The following is an 18,540-nucleotide window of genomic DNA, read 5'->3' as shown; positions in this document are numbered from 1 at the left end:
GGCGGGGAGGCCCCCCCGGCCGCCACCCTGCGCCCGATGCGCTGGTGGGACATCGCCCCGGTGATGGAGCTGGAGCTGCGGCTGTTCCCCGAGGACGCCTGGTCCACCGGGATGTACTGGTCCGAGCTGGCCGAGACCCACCCCGGCGGCACCCGCCACTACACGGTCGCCGCCACCCCGGACGGGGCCGTCGTCGGCTACGCCGGGCTGATGGCGGTGGCCGGCGAGGGCGACGTGCAGACGATCGCCGTCGACGGGCGCCACCAGGGGACCGGCCTCGGCACGGCGCTGCTCACCGACCTGGTCCGGGAGGCGGTCCGGCGCGGCTGCGCGGAGCTGCTGCTGGAGGTCCGGGTGGACAACCCGCGCGCCCAGCGGCTGTACGAGCGCTTCGGCTTCGAACCGGTCGGCATCCGGCGCGGCTACTACCAGCCCGCCAACATCGACGCGCTGGTGATGCGCCTCGACCTCGCCGGCCCGGAGGACCCCGCCGCCCCGGACGACGGCGACGACCCCGGCAGCGGCGAGGACCTCTCCGACCCGGCAGACCCGGCCGACCACGGCCACGACCACGGCCACGACGACGACCTCGACGGGTTCGACGGCCACGACGGCTGCGACGACCCCGACGAACCCGCGGACCTCCCGCGACCGGATGTGAAGAAGGACACCCGCCATGGCTGACGAACCGCTGGTCCTCGGTATCGAGACCTCCTGCGACGAGACCGGCGTCGGCATCGTGCGCGGCACCACGCTGCTCGCCGACGCGGTCGCCTCCAGCGTCAACGACCACGCCCGGTTCGGCGGCGTCGTCCCCGAGATCGCCAGCCGCGCGCACCTGGAGGCGATGGTCCCGACCATCCAGCGCGCCCTGGACACCGCCGGCGTCAAGGCGAGCGACCTGGACGGCATCGCCGTCACGGCCGGCCCGGGCCTGGCGGGCGCGCTGCTGGTCGGGGTGAGCGCCGCCAAGGCGTACGCGTGGGCGCTCGACAAGCCGCTGTACGGGGTCAACCACCTCGCCTCGCACATCTGCGTGGACCAGCTGGAGCACGGCCGGCTGCCGTCGCCGACGATGGCCCTGCTGGTCTCCGGCGGGCACTCCTCGCTGCTGCTCAGCGAGGACATCACCAGTGACGTCCGCCCGCTCGGGGCGACCATCGACGACGCGGCGGGCGAGGCCTTCGACAAGGTCGCCCGGGTGCTCGGGCTGGGCTTCCCCGGCGGTCCGGTGGTGGACCGCACCGCCCGTGAGGGCGACCGGAAGGCGATCGCCTTCCCGCGCGGCCTGAGCGGTCCCAAGGACCCGGAGTACGACTTCTCCTTCTCCGGCCTGAAGACCGCCGTCGCCCGCTGGGTGGAGGCGAAGCGCCGGGCCGGCGAGGAGGTGCTGGTCGCGGACGTCGCGGCGTCCTTCCAGGAGGCGGTCACCGACGTGCTGACCCGCAAGGCGGTCAAGGCCTGCAAGGACAGCGGCGTCGGGCACCTGATGATCGGCGGCGGGGTGGCGGCCAACTCGCGGCTGCGCGAGATGGCCCAGCAGCGCTGCGACAAGGCCGGCATCCGGCTCCGGGTGCCGCGTCCGGGCCTGTGCACCGACAACGGCGCGATGGTCGCCGCGCTCGGTGCCGAGATGGTCTGGCGGAACCGCGAGCCGTCCTCCCTCGACCTGTCGGCGGACTCCTCGCTGCCGGTGACCGAGACCCACGTGCCGGGTGCCGCGCCCGTGCACGGCGACGTCCACGGCCAGGCGTACGAGGCGCTGACCGGGCAGCAGGGGTGACCACCACCGCCGCGATGTGGGAGGCCCGGGCGGCCGACGGGCGCGCCGCCGAGCTCTCCGCCTGGGTCCGCGAGGCCGCGCTGCCCGCGCTGCGCGGCTCGGCCGGGCTGGTCCGGACCGAGCTGTTCGCCGCCCCCGGCGAGCGCGTGCTGCTGATCACCTGGTGGACCGGGGAGCCCGTACCGGTGGCCGAGCCGCCGGCCGGGCTGCTGGGCCGTCCGGTGCACCGCTGGTCCTTCACCAGCGAGCACGTGGAGTAGCACCGCAGGAGTAGACCGGCTGCGGCGACCCCCGCCGATCGGCTGCTCGAAGGCCCGACCGGGAACCGAACACGTGACCGTTACCGTGCATGGCGACGAGATCGCTGGACGGGACCGGGGAGCGCGGCGCGGTGAAGAGGTACGGGCGGGTCAGGACGACGGCGTACGCGGTGGGGGCGCTGGCCCTGCTGGCGGCGGCCGCCGGGTGCGGCAGCGGGGGGACCGGCGGCCCGCCCGTCGCGTCCGCCACCACTCCGGCCGGACCCGGCACCCCCGCCCCGGCCGCCGCCGCGCCGCAGCAGCCCGCCGCGACGACGCCGGCCCCCGTGCCGGTGCCGGCCGCCGGGAACGCGGCCGCCTGGGCGAAGTGGAACCTCAAGCCGCTGCCGCCCGCGCCGCCCGCGCCCGCCGACAAGCCGGTGAAGCTCCAGCGGACCGGCCCGGTCCCGGTGTTCAGCGAGGTGCGGACCACCGACAAGGTCGTCTTCGTCACCATCGACGACGGCGCGGAGAAGGACCCGAAGTTCGTCGAGATGCTGACCGACCTCGGGGTGCCGGTCTCGATGTTCCTGACCCGCGACATCGTCAAGGACGACTACGGCTACTTCAAGCGGCTCCAGGCGCTCGGCAACCACGTCCACAACCACACCGTGGACCACGCCCAGCTGAGCAAGGTGGCGCCGGACAAGCTGCGCTCGGAGATCTGCGACGCCCAGACCGCCCTCACCCGGCAGTACGGCACCGCGCCGCTGCTCTTCCGTCCGCCGTACGGCGACGGCGCCGGCTCCGCGGCGCTCAACGGCGCGGTGCAGCAGTGCGGGCCGCGGGCGGTCGTGCTCTGGCGGGAGTCGATGCAGATTCACGACATGCAGTACCAGGCGGCGGACGGGAGGCTGCGGCCCGGTGACATCGTCCTCGCCCACTTCCGGGGGCCGAAGGACCTCAAGGGCGAGACGATGACGCAGATGTTCGGCGAGATGCTGGCCCGGATCCAGGAGCAGGGCTTCGCGGTGGCCCGGCTGGAGGACTACATCGAGGCGCCCGCGCCCTGATCCCCGGCCCGGACCGGCTGCCCGAGCATCATCAGCGGCCCGTTGTCGGTCCGGCTGAGGATGACCGTGACGGAGTTCGGGCCGGACGGCTTCAGCTGGCGGCGCAGCTCCTCCGGCGTGACGGCCATCCCCCGCTTCTTGATCACCACCGTGCCGACGCCCCGCTCGCGCAGCAGCGCCTTGAGCTTCTTGATGTGGAACGGCAGCACGTCGGTCAGCTCGAAGGCGTGCGCGTACGGCGTGGCGACCAGGTCGTCCGACGTGACGTAGGCGATCTTCGGGTCGATCAGCCGGCCGTTCACCTGTCCGGCCACCTCGGCGACCAGGTGGGCGCGGATCACGGCGCCGTCCGGCTCGTACAGGTACCGGCCGACCGGGCCGGCCGGCGGGTCGGGCAGGTCGCCGCCGGTCAGGCTGGCGCGCTGGGGGAGCAGCGTGGCGCGGTGCGGGCGGTCGGCCCGGGTGCCGAACCAGAGCACCGCCTCCTTGACGTCCCCGTGGTCGGAGACCCACTCGGCCTCGGCGTCGGCTGGCACCGCCTCGTGCGGGATTCCCGGTGCCACCTTGAGCGCGCCGACCGGGGTGCGCCGGCCGGCCTCGACCGCCCAGGAGAGCGGCGGGGCGTACGCCTCGGGGTCGAAGACCCGGCCGCGCGCGGTGCGCCGGGCCGGGTCGGTGAAGACCGCGTCGTAGCCGGTGACGTCGACGTCGGCGACGTCCGCGCAGCGCACCTCGACCAGGTCGGACAGGCCCAGCGCGGCCGCGTTGGCGGCGGTGGCGGCGCAGGCGGCCGGGTCCCTGTCGACGGCGAGCACCTCGATCCCGGCCCGGGCCAGGGCCAGCACGTCGCCGCCGATCCCGCAGCAGAGGTCGGCCAGCCGCCGCACGCCGAGGCCGGCGAAGCGGGCGGCCCGCCACTCGGCGACGCTGCGCCGGGTGGACTGCTCGACGCCGTTGGGCGTGAAGTACATGAGGTCGGCGTCCTCGCCGAACTTGGCCCGGGCCCGCTGCCGGAGCCGGGCCTGCCCGAAGGCGGCGGACACCAGCTCGGCCGGGTGCTCCCGGCGCAGCCGGGTGGCCAGGGCCAGCTCCTCCTCCGGCGCGAACTCGCGCAGTTCGGCGAGCAGGGCCTGGCCCCGGTCGGTCAGCAGGGGCTGCAGGTCGTCGGTCTCCACAGGGCCATTCTCGCCGGTCGGAGCGCCGGTCGGAGCGCCGGTCGGAGCGGCGGCCGGAGCGACGGCCGGTACGCCGGTCGGAGCCGTGGGGAGCGGCGGCCGGTGCGCCCGGGGCCCGGGCCGGGGAGCGGCGATCACCGGACGGCGCGGTGCGGGCGCCCGGTGGGGCCGGTCAGACCAGCTGGAACCACCAGTGCGCGGTGAGCGGGGAGAGCAGCGCGGCGACCGGCACCATCCGCCAGCCGGCCCGCCCGGTGCGCCACGCGACCACGACGGCCGGCGCGAGCGCGAGGGCGCCCCCGGCGAGGACGAGGAGCAGGACCAGCCCGCCGGCGTCGCTCATCGCCGCGCCCATCGCCAGGGCGTAGGCGGTGAAGGCGACCACGGCGCAGGCGCCTCCCAGTAGCGGGAGGGCGGCGAGCGCCAGCAGCAGGTCGCGGCGGGTGGACGGGCCGGTGCGCAGGGAGGTCTCGGTCATGGGACGAGTGTGCGGTCGGGCCCGCGGGTCGCACATGAGTACGGCTACTCACCGGCTACTCAGCCGCAGGAGGGGGTTCGGGAGGCGCGTCGTTGGCACTCTGGTTGACTGAGTGCTAACCGCGGCCTATGGTCGTGCCTAGCACTCCCCACCGGGGGAGTGCTAACGCGAAGAGGCGTGTCTGACCCCCGCGACGGCAGATGCGCAGGTTCGCCCCTACCCGTTAGAAAACCCCGTAATCTCCGAAGGGGAGCTCGGACGTGACCACCAGCAGCAAGGTTGCCATCAAGCCGCTCGAGGACCGCATCGTGGTCCAGCCGCTCGACGCCGAGACCACCACGGCCTCCGGCCTGGTTATCCCGGACACCGCCAAGGAGAAGCCCCAGGAGGGCGTCGTCCTGGCCGTCGGCCCGGGCCGCTTCGAGGACGGCCAGCGTCTGCCGCTCGACGTCGCCGTCGGTGACATCGTCCTGTACTCGAAGTACGGCGGCACCGAGGTGAAGTACCAGGGCGAGGAGTACCTGGTTCTGTCGGCTCGCGACGTTCTCGCCATCATCGAGAAGTAAGACGTCAGGCCCGCCCCGGATCCGTGTCCCAGTGACAGGGGCCCGGGGCGTGGTTGTTGGTTCACGTAAGTCGAGCGGCCGCGACGGCCGCAGCCCCGAGGGAATAGGGAACATGGCGAAGATCCTGCAGTTCAACGAGGACGCGCGCCGCTCGCTGGAGCGCGGTGTCAACAAGCTGGCCGACACCGTCAAGGTGACCATCGGCCCCAAGGGCCGCAACGTCGTCATCGACAAGAAGTTCGGTGCTCCGACCATCACCAACGACGGTGTCACCATCGCCCGTGAGGTCGAGCTCGACGACCCGTACGAGAACCTTGGCGCGCAGCTCGTCAAGGAGGTCGCCACCAAGACCAACGACGTCGCGGGTGACGGCACCACCACCGCCACCGTGCTGGCCCAGGCCCTGGTGAACGAGGGTCTGCGCAACGTCGCCGCCGGTGCCGGCCCGGCCGCCCTGAAGAAGGGCATCGACAAGGCCGTCGCCGCCGTCTCCGAGCACCTGCTGTCCATCGCCCGCGAGATCGAGGGCAAGGACGACGTCGCCGCCGTCGCGACCCTCTCCGCGCAGGACACCCAGGTCGGCGAGCTCATCGCCGAGGCGATCGACAAGGTCGGCAAGGACGGTGTCATCACCGTCGAGGAGTCGAACACCTTCGGCGTGGAGCTGGACTTCACCGAGGGCATGCAGTTCGACAAGGGCTACCTGTCGCCGTACTTCGTCACGGACGCGGAGCGCCAGGAGGCGGTCCTCGAAGACCCGTACATCCTGATCAACCAGGGCAAGATCTCCTCCATCCAGGAGCTCCTGCCGCTGCTGGAGAAGGTCGTGCAGGGCGGCACCTCCCGCCCGCTGCTGATCATCGCCGAGGACGTCGACGGCGAGGCGCTGTCCACCCTCCTGGTGAACAAGATCCGCGGCATCTTCAACGCCGTGGCCGTCAAGGCCCCGGGCTTCGGCGACCGCCGCAAGGCGATCCTGGGCGACCTGGCCACCCTGACCGGCGGCACCGTGATCTCCGAGGAGGTCGGCCTCAAGCTCGACCAGGCCGGTCTGGACGTGCTGGGCACCGCCCGCCGCGTGACCATCACCAAGGACGAGACCACCATCGTCGACGGTGCCGGTGACAGCGAGGCCGTGGCCGGCCGCGTCGCCCAGATCAAGGGCGAGATCGCCAACACGGACTCGGACTGGGACCGCGAGAAGCTGCAGGAGCGCCTGGCCAAGCTGGCCGGCGGCGTCTGCGTCATCCGCGTCGGTGCCGCCACCGAGGTGGAGCTGAAGGAGCGCAAGCACCGCCTGGAGGACGCCATCTCGGCGACCCGTGCCGCGGTCGAGGAGGGCATCGTCGCCGGTGGCGGCGCCTCGCTCGTCCACGCCGCCAAGGTGCTGAACGACGGCCTGGGCCTGACCGGCGACGAGGCGACCGGTGTCGCGGTCGTCCGCAAGGCGCTGCACGAGCCGCTGCGCTGGATCGCCCAGAACGCCGGCCTGGAGGGCTACGTCATCACCTCCAAGGTCTCCGAGCTGGAGCCGGGCCAGGGCTACAACGCCGCCACGGGCGAGTACGGCGACCTGATCAAGGCCGGCGTCATCGACCCGGTCAAGGTCACCCGTTCCGCCCTGGAGAACGCCGCCTCGATCGCCTCCCTGCTGCTCACCACCGAGACCCTCGTGGTGGAGAAGAAGGAGGAGGAGGCCGACGCCGGTCACTCGCACGGCGGCCACGGCCACTCCCACTGACACCCGTTCAGTGACCGGAGGCCCGGTCCGCGCCCCTCGGGGGTGCGGCCGGGCCTCCGGCGTGTCGGCCGGGGGTCCGTCCTCCCGGGCTGAGTTTTACTCTTCAACTATCATGTGAATTTTGCAGACAGCAAAGATTTCCTTATATCTTTGAGGAATGATCGAGGCCCGCCACCTGCGCGTCCTGCGTGCCGTCGCCCGCACCGGATCCTTCTCCGCCGCCGCCCGCGAGCTGGGGTGCACGCAGCCCGCCATCAGCCAGCAGATGAAGGCCCTGGAGAAGTCCGTCGACACCCCGCTGGTGGTCCGTTCGGGGCGCGGGATGCAGCTGAGCGAGGCCGGACGGGTGCTGCTCAAGCACGCCACCGGCATCCTCGCCGGGCTCTCCGCCGCCGAGGAGGAGGTGGCGGCGATCGCCGGACTGCGGGCCGGACGGGTGCGTCTGGTCTCCTTCCCGACCGCGAGTTCCACCCTGGTGCCGCCCGCCGTCGCCCGGCTGCGGGACAGCCATCCGGGGGTCCGCGTGTCGCTGGTCGAGGCGGAGCCCCCGGAGTCGCTGGCGATGCTGCGCGGCGGCGAGTGCGAGGTCGCGCTGGCCTTCCGCTACCCGCAGGCGCCCGGTGCCTCCGCCGCGCCGGCGTCCGCGCCCGCGCACGGCACGCCCCGCGAGGCCCGCGCGGAGGCCAATCTGGAGGCCCAGCAGCTCAGTGCCGGCACCGACTGGTCCGATCTGGTGGTCACCCCGCTGCTGGACGACCCGCTGGTCGGCCTGCTGCCCGCCGGGCACCGGCTGGCCGGGCGCGGTGCGCCGGTGGAGCTGGCCGAGCTGGCCGGGGAGCAGTGGATCGCCGGGTGCCCGCAGTGCCGGGGGCACCTGGTGGAGCTCTGCGCGGGCTCCGGGTTCGAGCCCCGGATCGACTTCGCGACCGACGACTACCCCGCGGTGGTCGGCCTGGTCGCCGCCGGGCTCGGGGTGGCCGTGCTGCCGGGTCTCGCGCTGCGGTCGGTGCGTCCGGACGGGGTGGAGACGGTGGCGGTGCACGCCGCGTCGGGGGCGCCGGCGGTGCGGCAGGTGGTGGCGCTGACCCTGCCGGACCTCGCCGACGTGCCGGCGGTGGCGCTGATGCTGGAGCGGCTGGCCGGGGCGGCCGCCGGCCGCTGACCGGGGCCCACCGGCGGCCGTGCGGGGCCGGCCGGGCGAACACCCGGGCACGTGTGGGCCCCGGACACGCGCCACCGCGAGAAGAAACGATTCTTCTCGGCGCGGCGGACACGGACGGTCACTGCTGGTACTGCTGGGCCACGCTCGGTGCGACGAGCGGCACCTCCACCAGGCGGTTGCGCGAGCGGCCCATCATCTCCTCGCGCTCGTCCTCGGTCAGGCCGCCCCAGACGCCGTAGGGCTCGCGGACCGCCAGCGCGTGGGCGGCGCACTCGGTGCGGACGGGGCAGCGCATGCAGACCTCCTTGGCGCTCGCCTCGCGTGAGCTCCGCGCGGCTCCGCGTTCGCCTTCCGGGTGGAAGAAGAGCGAGCTGTCCACGCCGCGGCAGGCCGCGGAGAGCTGCCAGTCCCAGAGGTCCGCGTTGGGGCCGGGGAGGCGGGAGAAATCTGCCATGGCTCATTCCCTTCAGAGGCTCGTCGACCGCGCGCCGCCCGCCGGCGGATTGCACGGGCGGTACGGCGGGGCGCGTCCGGCGCCAGTGTGGACACCTGGAAATATGACTTACGGCAACTCCATGGACAAGTCACCCACAGAGTGGCACAACAGTCAATGACCATACAAAAGCTATAAAAACGGGCAAAGTGGGCATGTCCGGCGATGTGGCGGCCGCCCGGCGCGGACGTGGCAATCGGGTGGCCGACGGGCGCACTGGGGCCCGGATCGGCGTGCGGGTCGCACGCCCACCGCGTGCGAGCTGCGCAAAAGAGCGGCGTGTGCACCGCGATGCGGCTGATCGGTAACGAGTCGGCCACGTACAGTGGTGGAGATGGCCCTGAAGGCCGTAACTCATTCGAGTGACGGTCGTTGGAAGTGTGGAGGCGGTTAGCGGGCGCCGGACGTCGGGAACGATCGCGGGGAATCTCAGGCGATCAGCACGGAGTCCGTCGCCGATCGGCCGTGTCGGAGAGGTTCGTACCAGCCAGGAGGCTCAACGTGACGCGGATCAGCTGCGGAGGACGACGGTCATGACTTCCGTTCTCGTTTGCGACGATTCCCCGCTCGCCCGCGAGGCGCTTCGCCGCGCCGTCGCGACCGTACCCGGTGTGGACCGGGTCACCACCGCGACGAACGGGGAGGAGGTCCTCCGCCGCTGGGTGGCCGACCGCTCCGATCTCGTCCTGATGGACGTCCGGATGCCCGGCCTCGGCGGGGTGGAGACGGTCCGGCGGCTGCTGTCGGCCGACCCGGGCGCCCGGATCATCATGCTCACCGTCGCCGAGGACCTCGACGGCGTCGCCCTCGCGGTGGCGGCGGGCGCCCGGGGGTACCTGCACAAGGACGCCTCGCGCGCCGAACTGCGGGCCACCGTCACCCAGGCCCTCGCCGACCCGACCTGGCGGCTCGCCCCGCGCCGGCTGCGCAGCCCCGACATGGGCGCCGCACCGACCCTGACGGCGCGTGAGATCCAGGTGCTCGAAGGAATGAGCCACGGACGCAGCAACGCCGAGATCGGCCGTGAGCTGTTCCTCTCCGAGGACACCGTCAAGACCCACGCCCGACGCCTGTTCAAGAAGCTCGGCGCCTCGGACCGCGCGCACGCGGTGGCCCTGGGCTTCCGCTGGGGCCTGGTCCGCTGACCGCCGGCGGCTCCGCCGGTCCCGGCACGCTGCTCACGATTCCCCGTGCAGGGGCGTGTGACGTTACGGCCCCGAGGTTGCACCATGGAGGAGTGGAGCACCTCGGGGACCAGCGGACAGGAACTGCGGCGAACCACACGGCCGCAGGAGACTCGGTGGACGGCGCGGCGGACGGGGCCACCGACGGTGGCGGGGCGGGAGGCGGCACGGTGCAGGAGGGGCCGGTGGTGCGTACCGGTGCGGCACCGCATAACGTTCCGGTGCACAACTCCGGACGCGGTGCCGCGTTTTCCCGCGCGACCAGGCACCATGGACCGATGCGCGACGACGTGACCGGGGCTCCCGGCGAGGCGGACCCGGTGGAGGCCGAGCCTTCCGCACCCGGGACCGGCGCGGCGTACGCGGACTCCGGCGGCTCCGCGGAGCCCGGACCCGAGCGGGACGACCGGCCCCGGGACGACGCCCCCCGGGGTGGTGCGCACGGCGACGACGCGGAGCGGCAGGACCGGGAGCGGCAGGACGCCGGCCGGCCCGGCGCGGTCGCGGGGCGGCCGCCGGTGCTCGGCGGCGGCGGTTCCCCGCTGGTCGGCGAGCTGGTCGCGGCCGCCGTCCGGGGCGAGGGCCCGGCGATCGACGCGCTGCTCGCCTACGTCCACCCGCTGGCCCTGCGGTACTGCCGGGGCCGGCTGGTCCGGCTGCCCGGCGGCGCCCGGCACCACGTGGACGACATCGCCCAGGAGGTCTGCGTGGCGGTGCTCTGCGCACTGCCCCGGTACAAGGACCAGGGGCGGCCGTTCGAGGCCTTCGTCTACGGCATCGCCGCGCACAAGATCGCCGACCTGCAGCGGGCCGCGATGCGCGGGCCCGGTTCGACCGTGGTCCCGCAGGACGACCTGCCGGAGGTGCCGGACGACGCGCTCGGCCCGGAGGAGCGGGCGCTGCTCAGCAGCGACGCGGCCTGGGCCAAGGAACTGCTCTCCAACCTGCCGGCCCGGCAGCGCGAGCTGGTGCTGCTGCGGGTGGCCGCCGGGCTCTCCGCGGAGGAGACCGGCGAGGTGCTCGGGATGTCGCCGGGGGCCGTCCGGGTCGCCCAGCACCGCGCGCTCAGCCGGCTGCGGGCGCTCGCCGAGGGGGCGACCTAGGGGCTGCCCCGGCCCCCGCCCGGTGTGGCCGTGGTGTGGGCGGGCGCCCTTTTCCGGTCACCTGGTGCCGGAATGAGCAACGGGCGGCGGGTGTTGTCAAGGGCACACGAGGACCCATTCGCGGGTGCCAGTACCATGGGGTATCGGCGCCTGGGCGGGTCGCCAAAGTTTCGACGGTGTGAACGGGGTTCCCCTGGAGGATCCTCCAGTTGCCACCCGGCTTTCGGCGGTCCGAGCGAGTGAGCGATGACAGCGCCCCCACCCTCGGGCGTGAGCGGATTAGGCCGGCCACGGAAGGTACCCCCGAAATGTCTTACAACGCCGCAGGCGTACCCGAGAAGTTCGCGATGCTCGGACTGACGTACGACGACGTCCTGCTGCTGCCCGGGGCCTCCGAGGTGCTGCCGAACGAGGTCGACACCTCCTCCCGGGTCTCCCGGAACGTGCGGGTCAACATCCCGCTGCTCTCCGCGGCGATGGACAAGGTCACCGAGGCGCGGATGGCGATCGCGATGGCCCGTCAGGGCGGCGTCGGCGTCCTGCACCGCAACCTCTCCGTCGAGGACCAGGCCAACCAGGTCGACCTGGTGAAGCGCTCCGAGTCCGGCATGGTCACCGACCCGATCACGGTCGGCCCGGAGACCACGCTCGCCGAGGCCGACGCGCTCTGTGCCAAGTTCCGGATCTCCGGCGTGCCGATCGCCGACGAGGGCGGCAAGCTGCTCGGCATCGTCACCAACCGCGACATGGCGTTCGAGTCGGACCGCCGCCGCCAGGTCCGCGAGATCATGACCCCGATGCCGCTGATCACCGGCAAGGTCGGCATCTCCGGCGAGGACGCCGTGGCGCTGCTCCGCCGCCACAAGATCGAGAAGCTGCCGCTGGTCGACGACGAGGGCCGGATCAAGGGCCTGATCACCGTCAAGGACTTCGTCAAGGCCGAGAAGTACCCGAACGCCGCCAAGGACAGCGAGGGCCGGCTGCTGGTCGGTGCCGCCGTCGGCGCCAGCGCCGAGGCCTTCGACCGGGCCCAGGCCCTGGTCGAGGCGGGCGTGGACTTCCTGGTCGTCGACACCTCGCACGGCCACAGCCACAACGCGCTGGCCTGGATCGCGAAGATCAAGGCGGCCGTCAAGGTCGACGTGGTCGGCGGCAACGTCGCCACCCGGGACGGCGCCCAGGCGCTGATCGACGCCGGCGTGGACGGCGTCAAGGTCGGCGTCGGCCCCGGCTCGATCTGCACCACCCGGGTGGTCGCCGGCATCGGCGTCCCGCAGGTCACCGCGATCTACGAGGCCGCCCTCGCCTGCCAGGCGGCCGGCGTGCCGGTCATCGGCGACGGCGGCCTGCAGTACTCCGGCGACATCGGCAAGGCGCTCGCCGCCGGTGCCGACACCGTGATGCTGGGCTCGCTGCTGGCCGGCTGCGAGGAGTCCCCGGGCGAGCTGCAGTTCATCAACGGCAAGCAGTTCAAGTCCTACCGCGGCATGGGCTCGCTGGGCGCGATGCAGTCGCGCGGCCAGGGCCGCTCGTACTCCAAGGACCGCTACTTCCAGGCCGAGGTCGCCTCGGACGACAAGCTCGTCCCCGAGGGCATCGAGGGCCAGGTGCCCTACCGGGGCCCGCTCTCGGCCGTGCTGCACCAGCTGGTCGGCGGTCTGCGCCAGACCATGGGCTACGTCGGTGCCGCCACCATCGCCGAGATGGAGAGCAAGGGCCGGTTCGTCCGGATCACCTCGGCGGGCCTCAAGGAGAGCCACCCGCACGACATCCAGATGACCGTCGAGGCGCCGAACTACACCAGCCGCTGACCCGACGCGACCGGAAGGGGCCCGCAGCCGCGGGCCCCTTCCGCGCGTCCGGGGGGCGGGCGCGGCGGTGCGGCCCCCGGCGGGTGCGGGATACTGGGGGCGGCCGGGGTGACCCGGCGGGCATGAGCAACACCACCAGAAGGGCTCGAAGTGACTGAGATCGAGATCGGGCGAGGCAAGCGCGGCCGGCGGGCGTACTCCTTCGACGACATCGCCGTCGTCCCCAGCCGGCGCACGCGTGACCCGAAGGAGGTCTCGATCGCCTGGCAGATCGACGCCTACCGGTTCGACCTGCCGTTCCTGGCCGCCCCCATGGACAGCGTGGTCTCCCCGCAGCAGGCCATCGCCATCGGCCGCCTCGGCGGCCTCGGCGTGCTCAACCTCGAAGGCCTCTGGACCCGCTACGAGGACCCGCAGCCGCTGCTCGACGAGATCGTCTCGATCACCGACGAGGCGGGCGCCACCCGCCGTCTGCAGGAGATCTACTCGGCGCCGATCCAGGCCGACCTGATCAAGCAGCGGATCCAGGAGGTCCGCGACTCCGGCGTGGTCACCGCCGCCGCGCTCTCCCCGCAGCGCACCGCCGAGTTCTCCAAGGCCGTGGTCGACGCGGGCGTCGACGTCTTCGTGATCCGCGGCACCACCGTCTCGGCCGAGCACGTCTCCAGCGCCGCCGAGCCGCTCAACCTGAAGCAGTTCATCTACGAGCTGGACGTCCCGGTCATCGTCGGCGGCTGCGCCACCTACACCGCCGCGCTGCACCTGATGCGGACCGGCGCGGCCGGCGTGCTGGTCGGCTTCGGCGGCGGCGCCGCCCACACCACCCGCAACGTGCTCGGCATCCAGGTCCCGATGGCCACCGCCGTCGCCGACGTGGCCGCGGCCCGCCGCGACTACATGGACGAGTCCGGCGGCCGCTACGTGCACGTCATCGCGGACGGCGGCGTCGGCTACAGCGGCGACATCCCGAAGGCGGTCGCCTGCGGCGCCGACGCGGTGATGATCGGCGCGGCGCTGGCCCGGGCCACCGACGCGCCCGGCAAGGGCTACCACTGGGGCATGGAGGCCGTCCACGAGGAGCTGCCGCGCGGCAAGCGCGTCGACCTCGGCACCGTCGGCACCACCGAGGAGATCCTCACCGGCCCGTCGCACACCCCGGACGGCACCATGAACCTGTTCGGCGCGCTGCGCCGGGCGATGGCGACCACCGGCTACACCGAGCTCAAGGAGTTCCAGCGGGTCGAGGTGACGGTCAACCCGGCGCACCACCGCTGAGCCCGTCCCGCGCGCCGGGGCCCCCGTCCGTTCTTGGGTTCAAGGGGTCGTCGCAACACCACTTGGTTTTAGGTGGTGAGTAGATCACGTAGACGCTCGGCTGGGGTATCCCAGCCGAGCGTCTTGCGTGGGCGGCCGTTGAGTTCTTGGGCGACGTGTTCGAGGTCTTCGGGGCTGTGCGGGCTGAGGTCGGTTCCCTTCGGGAAGTACTGCCGCAGGAGCCCGTTCGTGTTCTCGTTCGAACCGCGTTGCCAGGGTGAGGCGGGGTCGCAGAAGTAGACGGGCATGCCGGTGGCCATGGTGAACTGCCTGTGGCGTGCCATCTCGCTGCCCTGGTCCCAGGTGAGGGAGCCGCGCAGGTGGGCGGGCAGGGTCTGGATGGTGCGGACGAGGCCGTCGCGGACGGTCTCGGCGTCGTGGGCACCGCCCGGCAGGTGGACCAGCATGGTGTAACGGGTGCTGCGCTCGACCAGGGTGGCGATCGCGGAGCGGCCGCCCGCGCCGATGATCAGGTCCCCTTCCCAGTGACCGGGCACGGCCCGGTCCTCGACGTCGGCGGGTCGGTCGCTGATCATCACCATCGGGTCGATGAACCGCGGGGTGCGCCGCTCGGGGTCGCGGCGGGGTTTGCGGCGGGTCCGGCCGGAGCGGACGGCTGCCTGTACTTCCCGTTTCAGGCCGCCACGGGCCTGGAAGTACAGCGCCTGGTAGATCGTTTCCACGCTCACCCGCATGCTCTCGTCGTCGGGATGCTCCGTCGGTAGAGCGTGGCAGATCTGTTCCGGTGACCACCGGACGCGCAGTCTGTCCTGCACGAAGCCGCGCAGTCGTCCCTCGCGCAGCAGCTTGCGCTCCTTGGGCCGGGGCCTGCGTGCGGCGGCCGCCCGGTGGGCCGCGTAGGGCTGGTATCCCTTGCTGCCCGAGTTCGCGTCGATCTCCCGCTTGACCGTGCTCGCCGGCCGCCCCAGGGCACGTCCGATCGCCCGCAACGACTGACCGAGTGCCTGGAGATCCCGTATCCGTTCGCGCTCGGCCAGTGTCAGGAACCTCGGGTGCAGTTGCTGTTCCAGGGCCGTCAGGCCCACTGGTGCCGTGGTCACACCGCACATCGTGACGGTCCCGGTGGCGTAGTCGACACGGCGGCCGTCGGGATAGGTCCGCGTCATGGCACTCTTCTTGACGCCCTGGTCCCAGTCCCTGGCCGTGCGCTCGCTCACACCGACCCGCCGGGCCGCCTCCTGACGCGCGACACCCCCGGCCCGGAGCCGCTCGTACTCGTCGCGCCCGGGGTGCCGCCGTGGCAGGCGCACCGAGCTCTGTCCGGCCTTCCGGGCCCAGCCGAAGGCGGTGTTCCGGTTCATCCCCAGCTCACGCGCCACCACGGTCACGTTCCCCACGGCATCCAGCCGCGCAAGGAAACGCTCCCTCAACCCCGAAAGATCATCGCGTCCAACGCCCACGGTCCCCGCAACTCCCATCGATCACGGGTGTTGCGAGGACCGTTAGAACCCAAGGTTCGCGGCGGGGGCCCCGCGGCGTTCGCGGGCCTCGCGGCGGCCGGCGGCGGACGGGATGCGGCGGGCCGCCCGGAGGCCCCGCCGGGCGCGCCCTACTGCCGGGTGGCGGCCCTGCGGGTCAGCAGGAAGCCGCCGATCACGGCGATCCCGTAGAAGACCACGTCCAGCAGGCGGCGGTCGTCCCGCCAGAGCGTCAGGGCGTCGCGCAGCAGCTCGTCGTACGGGGTGCCGTCCAGTGCGTGCAGCCGGCGGGTCCGGCCGAGCACCTGGCCGAGGAGGAGCGCGCCGGCCGACAGCAGTGCGCCCAGCGGCGGCAGCAGCCGGCCCGGGCCGCCCAGCCGGCCGAGCGGCCAGGCGACGGCGGCGGCCGGGGCGATCGCCAGCCAGCCGACGGTGCTCGCGGCACGGGGCGGAGCCAGGCCGTAGGCGAGGGCGCAGACCAGCATCGCGGCGACGGCCAGCGCGAGGGCCCGGCCGGTGCGGTAGCGGCGAGCGGAACCGCCGGCTCCGCCCGGGGCGTCGGAGACGGTGGGAGTGCCGGGGTGGTAACCGGCCATCGGGCCGCCGGGCATTCCGGGGGCCACGTACCCCTCCGGTGACTCCGGTTCCGGTGCGACCGAGAAGTGCTGGGCCGTCGGCGGTCGGCCCGACTGGCCGTCAGCGCCGGCTTCGGGTGCGGTCATGGACGTCGAATTCCCCCCGGAAGGACGGTGAACTGCCGCACGGTAGCAGTGCCCGGAGCAGGACGGACAGAGTTTTCGATCACAGATCGGGCACGGAGCGCCGTGCCGGGACGCCTCCGGTGCCAGGGTGGCCGGGGGCCGGGTGGTCGAGGGCATCCCGGACAGGGGATGATGGAGGCTTGGGCGTTCGGCCCCGACGCCGGTCCGACACGCCGTCACCACGACCGCCAGCACCACATGGGGGAACGTTCCGAATGACCCAGGCGCAGGGTTCCACCGGCCGCCTCCTGGCCGGACGCTACCGGCTGGACGCGGTGCTCGGTCGCGGCGGCATGGGCACCGTCTGGCGCGCCGAGGACGAGATGCTGGGCCGCACGGTCGCGGTCAAGGAGCTGCGGATGAACGCCAGCGTCGAGGAGGACGAGAAGCACCGGCTGATCGTCCGGACGCTGCGCGAGGCCAAGGCGACGGCCCGGATCCGGCACAACTCGGCGGTCACCGTCTTCGACGTGGTCGAGGAGGACGACCGGCCGTGGATCGTCATGGAGCTGGTGGAGTCCCGCTCGCTGGCGGACGTGATCCGGGAGGACGGCCCGCTGGAGCCGGCCCGGGCGGCCGAGATCGCGCTGGACGTGCTGGGCGTGCTCAGCGCCGCGCACGCGCACGGCATCCTCCACCGGGACGTCAAGCCGTCCAACGTGCTGATCGGCGAGCAGGGCCGGGTGGTGCTCACGGACTTCGGCATCGCCAGCGTGGAGGGCGACCCGTCGGTGACCTCCACCGGGATGCTGGTGGGCGCGCCCTCGTACATATCCCCGGAGCGGGCCCGCGGGCAGAAGCCCGGGCCGCCGGCCGACCTCTGGTCGCTGGGCGGCACGCTGTACGCGATGGTCGAGGGCCGGCCGCCGTACGACCGCGGCTCGGCGCTGGCCACGCTCACGGCCGTGATGACGGAGGAGCTGACCGTCCCGGTGAACGCCGGGCCGCTGCGGCAGGTGATCGAGGGGCTGCTGGCCAAGGACCCGGAGGAGCGGCTGACCGCCTCGCAGACCCGGTCGATGCTCAAGCGGGTGGCGGCGGAGGCGACGGCGCGGGCCGAGTCGACCACCGAGCAGGCGGTGCCGCTGGCGGGCGGTGGCACGCCGTCGGGGAAGCCGGGCGACGGGGCTGCGGAGGAGCCGGCCGGCCCGGCGGCGGAGAAGCCCGCGGCCGGGAAGCCGGAGAAGGGCGGGCGGACCGTCGGCGGACTGCTCGGGACCGTCCGGGTGGGCAGCCGGGCCGCGGACGCCGCGAGCGGCGAGCGGGCCGCACCGCCCGTCGCGGAGCCCGCGGCCGAGCCCGCGACCGAGCCCGCGGCACCGGTGGCGTCCGCGCAGCCCGGCCCCGCGGAGCCGGAGCCCGAGGCGGCCCGGCCGGTGACCAGCGAGTGGACGCTGGGCGCGACGCAGGCGGCCGGCGCGGACCCGCGGAAGGGCCGGCGGCGGCTCGCCGTGGCGACGGTGGTCGTGGTGCTGCTGCTGATCGCGGGCGTGGTGGTCCTGGTCCAGGCGCTCGGCGGCTCCGGCGACGGGTCGGCCGAGGGCGCGCACGGCACCGCGTCGGTGACGGCGTCCACCGCGAACTCCCCCGACGCCCCGCCGGCGGCCGCGTCCGCGACCTCGGCGGCCCCCGCACCGGCGGACCCGGCCCCGGCGGGGACGACGGATCCGGCCGCACCGCCCGAGACCGCCCCGGTGCCGCCGGTGAGCCCGGCCTCGACGCCGCCCCAGACCCCGGCCCCGACGCCGACCCCCACGGGGGCCGTCGTGCCGGCCGGGTTCCACGAGTACAAGGACCCGTCCGGCTTCTCGGTCGTGCTGCCGGACTGGCTGCAGCTCACCGGCTCGGAGTCGATCCGCCGGGTCTTCAAGGGCAACGGCAGCACCCTGCGGATCGAGTGGACCACCACGCCGGGACCGAACGCCCTCGCCGACTGGCAGGAGTCCGAGCCGGGCCTGCGCGCGCAGGTCAGCAACTACCAGCGGGTGCAGCTGCAGGCCGTCGGCTACCGCGAGTGGAGCAACGCCGCCGACTGGGAGTGGACCAACGGCACGCCGCGGATGCACTCGCTCAACCGGGGCTTCGTGACCGGCTCCCCGGCCAAGTACGGCTACGCGATCTACTGGACGTCCCCGGACGCGGAGTGGAGCGCGCCGCAGAACGCGCAGGCGCGGCAGACCTCCTTCGACACCTTCCAGCCGGCGCCGTGAGCGGCGCC

At 73.4% G+C, this 18,540-nt stretch carries 16 protein-coding genes and 1 pseudogene; 12 read left to right on the top strand and 5 right to left on the bottom strand.

Annotated elements, in window-relative coordinates; genetic code table 11:
* Window positions 1-36: 36 nt before the first annotated feature.
* From rimI to OG550_RS15140, 4 genes and pseudogenes are all read left to right on the top strand, one after another.
* Window positions 37-495 (top strand): annotated as a pseudogene (gene rimI, locus OG550_RS15155) (ribosomal protein S18-alanine N-acetyltransferase); the annotation flags it as partial.
* A gap of 181 nt (window positions 496-676) precedes the next feature.
* A complete protein-coding gene (gene tsaD / locus OG550_RS15150; protein WP_327677819.1) occupies window positions 677-1,783 on the top strand; it encodes a tRNA (adenosine(37)-N6)-threonylcarbamoyltransferase complex transferase subunit TsaD in 1,107 nt (368 codons plus the stop codon).
* Complete coding sequence (locus tag OG550_RS15145; RefSeq protein WP_442906001.1) at window positions 1,780-2,043, top strand: hypothetical protein; 264 nt, start codon at window positions 1,780-1,782, stop codon at window positions 2,041-2,043. The genes tsaD and OG550_RS15145 overlap by 4 nt, the downstream gene beginning before the upstream one ends.
* 89 nt (window positions 2,044-2,132) lie before the next feature.
* On the top strand, window positions 2,133-3,095 hold the full coding sequence (locus OG550_RS15140) for a polysaccharide deacetylase family protein (protein ID WP_327677817.1): 963 nt from the start codon (window positions 2,133-2,135) through the stop codon (window positions 3,093-3,095).
* Here the strand turns inward: OG550_RS15140 and OG550_RS15135 are convergent.
* Window positions 3,071-4,270, bottom strand: coding sequence for a class I SAM-dependent methyltransferase (locus OG550_RS15135; RefSeq protein WP_327677815.1), 1,200 nt, complete (start codon window positions 4,268-4,270; stop codon window positions 3,071-3,073). The genes OG550_RS15140 and OG550_RS15135 overlap by 25 nt on opposite strands.
* 172 nt (window positions 4,271-4,442) lie before the next feature.
* Complete coding sequence (locus OG550_RS15130) at window positions 4,443-4,748, bottom strand: hypothetical protein (RefSeq protein ID WP_327677813.1); 306 nt, start codon at window positions 4,746-4,748, stop codon at window positions 4,443-4,445.
* Window positions 4,749-5,008: 260 nt separating this feature from the next.
* Here OG550_RS15130 and groES point away from each other — a divergent pair, with 260 nt between their 5' ends.
* The 3 genes from groES (at window position 5,009) to OG550_RS15115 (ending at window position 8,217) form a co-directional block, all read left to right on the top strand.
* Window positions 5,009-5,314 carry a co-chaperone GroES gene (groES, locus tag OG550_RS15125; RefSeq protein ID WP_014136232.1) on the top strand — a complete coding sequence of 102 codons (306 nt, stop codon included), beginning with the start codon at window positions 5,009-5,011 and terminating at the stop codon, window positions 5,312-5,314.
* Between the two features lie 112 nt (window positions 5,315-5,426).
* Window positions 5,427-7,055 carry a chaperonin GroEL gene (gene groL, locus OG550_RS15120; protein WP_327677811.1) on the top strand — a complete coding sequence of 543 codons (1,629 nt, stop codon included), beginning with the start codon at window positions 5,427-5,429 and terminating at the stop codon, window positions 7,053-7,055.
* Between the two features lie 157 nt (window positions 7,056-7,212).
* Complete coding sequence (locus OG550_RS15115) at window positions 7,213-8,217, top strand: LysR family transcriptional regulator (protein ID WP_327677809.1); 1,005 nt, start codon at window positions 7,213-7,215, stop codon at window positions 8,215-8,217.
* A 118-nt stretch (window positions 8,218-8,335) separates the two neighbouring features.
* On the opposite strand, the gene OG550_RS15110 is transcribed toward OG550_RS15115, so the two are convergent.
* Window positions 8,336-8,671: a WhiB family transcriptional regulator gene (locus OG550_RS15110; RefSeq protein ID WP_327677807.1), complete on the bottom strand. Its 336-nt coding sequence runs from the start codon at window positions 8,669-8,671 to the stop codon at window positions 8,336-8,338.
* A 572-nt stretch (window positions 8,672-9,243) separates the two neighbouring features.
* Between OG550_RS15110 and OG550_RS15105 the strand changes: the two genes are divergently transcribed.
* The 4 genes from OG550_RS15105 to OG550_RS15090 all read left to right on the top strand — a co-directional run bounded on the left by OG550_RS15105 (window position 9,244) and on the right by OG550_RS15090 (window position 14,083).
* Entirely contained in the window at window positions 9,244-9,855 is a 612-nt protein-coding gene (locus OG550_RS15105) for a response regulator transcription factor (protein WP_014136228.1), read from the top strand.
* Window positions 9,856-10,412: 557 nt separating this feature from the next.
* Window positions 10,413-10,997, top strand: a complete 585-nt coding sequence (gene shbA / locus OG550_RS15100; protein WP_442906152.1) for an RNA polymerase sigma factor ShbA — start codon at window positions 10,413-10,415, stop codon at window positions 10,995-10,997.
* Window positions 10,998-11,305: 308 nt separating this feature from the next.
* Window positions 11,306-12,808, top strand: coding sequence for an IMP dehydrogenase (gene guaB / locus OG550_RS15095; RefSeq protein ID WP_327677804.1), 1,503 nt, complete (start codon window positions 11,306-11,308; stop codon window positions 12,806-12,808).
* 150 nt (window positions 12,809-12,958) lie between these two features.
* The gene (locus tag OG550_RS15090) at window positions 12,959-14,083 is read left to right on the top strand and encodes a GuaB3 family IMP dehydrogenase-related protein (protein WP_327677803.1); all 1,125 of its coding nucleotides are present in this window, start codon (window positions 12,959-12,961) and stop codon (window positions 14,081-14,083) included.
* A 68-nt stretch (window positions 14,084-14,151) separates the two neighbouring features.
* Here OG550_RS15090 and OG550_RS15085 read toward each other — a convergent pair whose 3' ends face one another.
* Together OG550_RS15085 and OG550_RS15080 are read right to left on the bottom strand one after the other, a co-directional pair.
* The gene (locus OG550_RS15085; protein WP_442906122.1) at window positions 14,152-15,387 is read right to left on the bottom strand and encodes an IS30 family transposase; all 1,236 of its coding nucleotides are present in this window, start codon (window positions 15,385-15,387) and stop codon (window positions 14,152-14,154) included.
* Window positions 15,388-15,692: 305 nt separating this feature from the next.
* Complete coding sequence (locus OG550_RS15080) at window positions 15,693-16,283, bottom strand: hypothetical protein (protein ID WP_327677801.1); 591 nt, start codon at window positions 16,281-16,283, stop codon at window positions 15,693-15,695.
* A 254-nt stretch (window positions 16,284-16,537) separates the two neighbouring features.
* On the opposite strand from OG550_RS15080, the gene OG550_RS15075 reads away from it, so the two are divergent.
* Entirely contained in the window at window positions 16,538-18,532 is a 1,995-nt protein-coding gene (locus OG550_RS15075) for a serine/threonine-protein kinase (RefSeq protein ID WP_327677799.1), read from the top strand.
* The last annotated feature ends 8 nt before the right edge of the window (window positions 18,533-18,540 follow it).

The organism is Kitasatospora sp. NBC_00458 (assembly GCF_036013975.1).
Classification (GTDB): domain Bacteria; phylum Actinomycetota; class Actinomycetes; order Streptomycetales; family Streptomycetaceae; genus Kitasatospora.
This window is presented reverse-complemented; position numbering and strand designations above follow the sequence as displayed.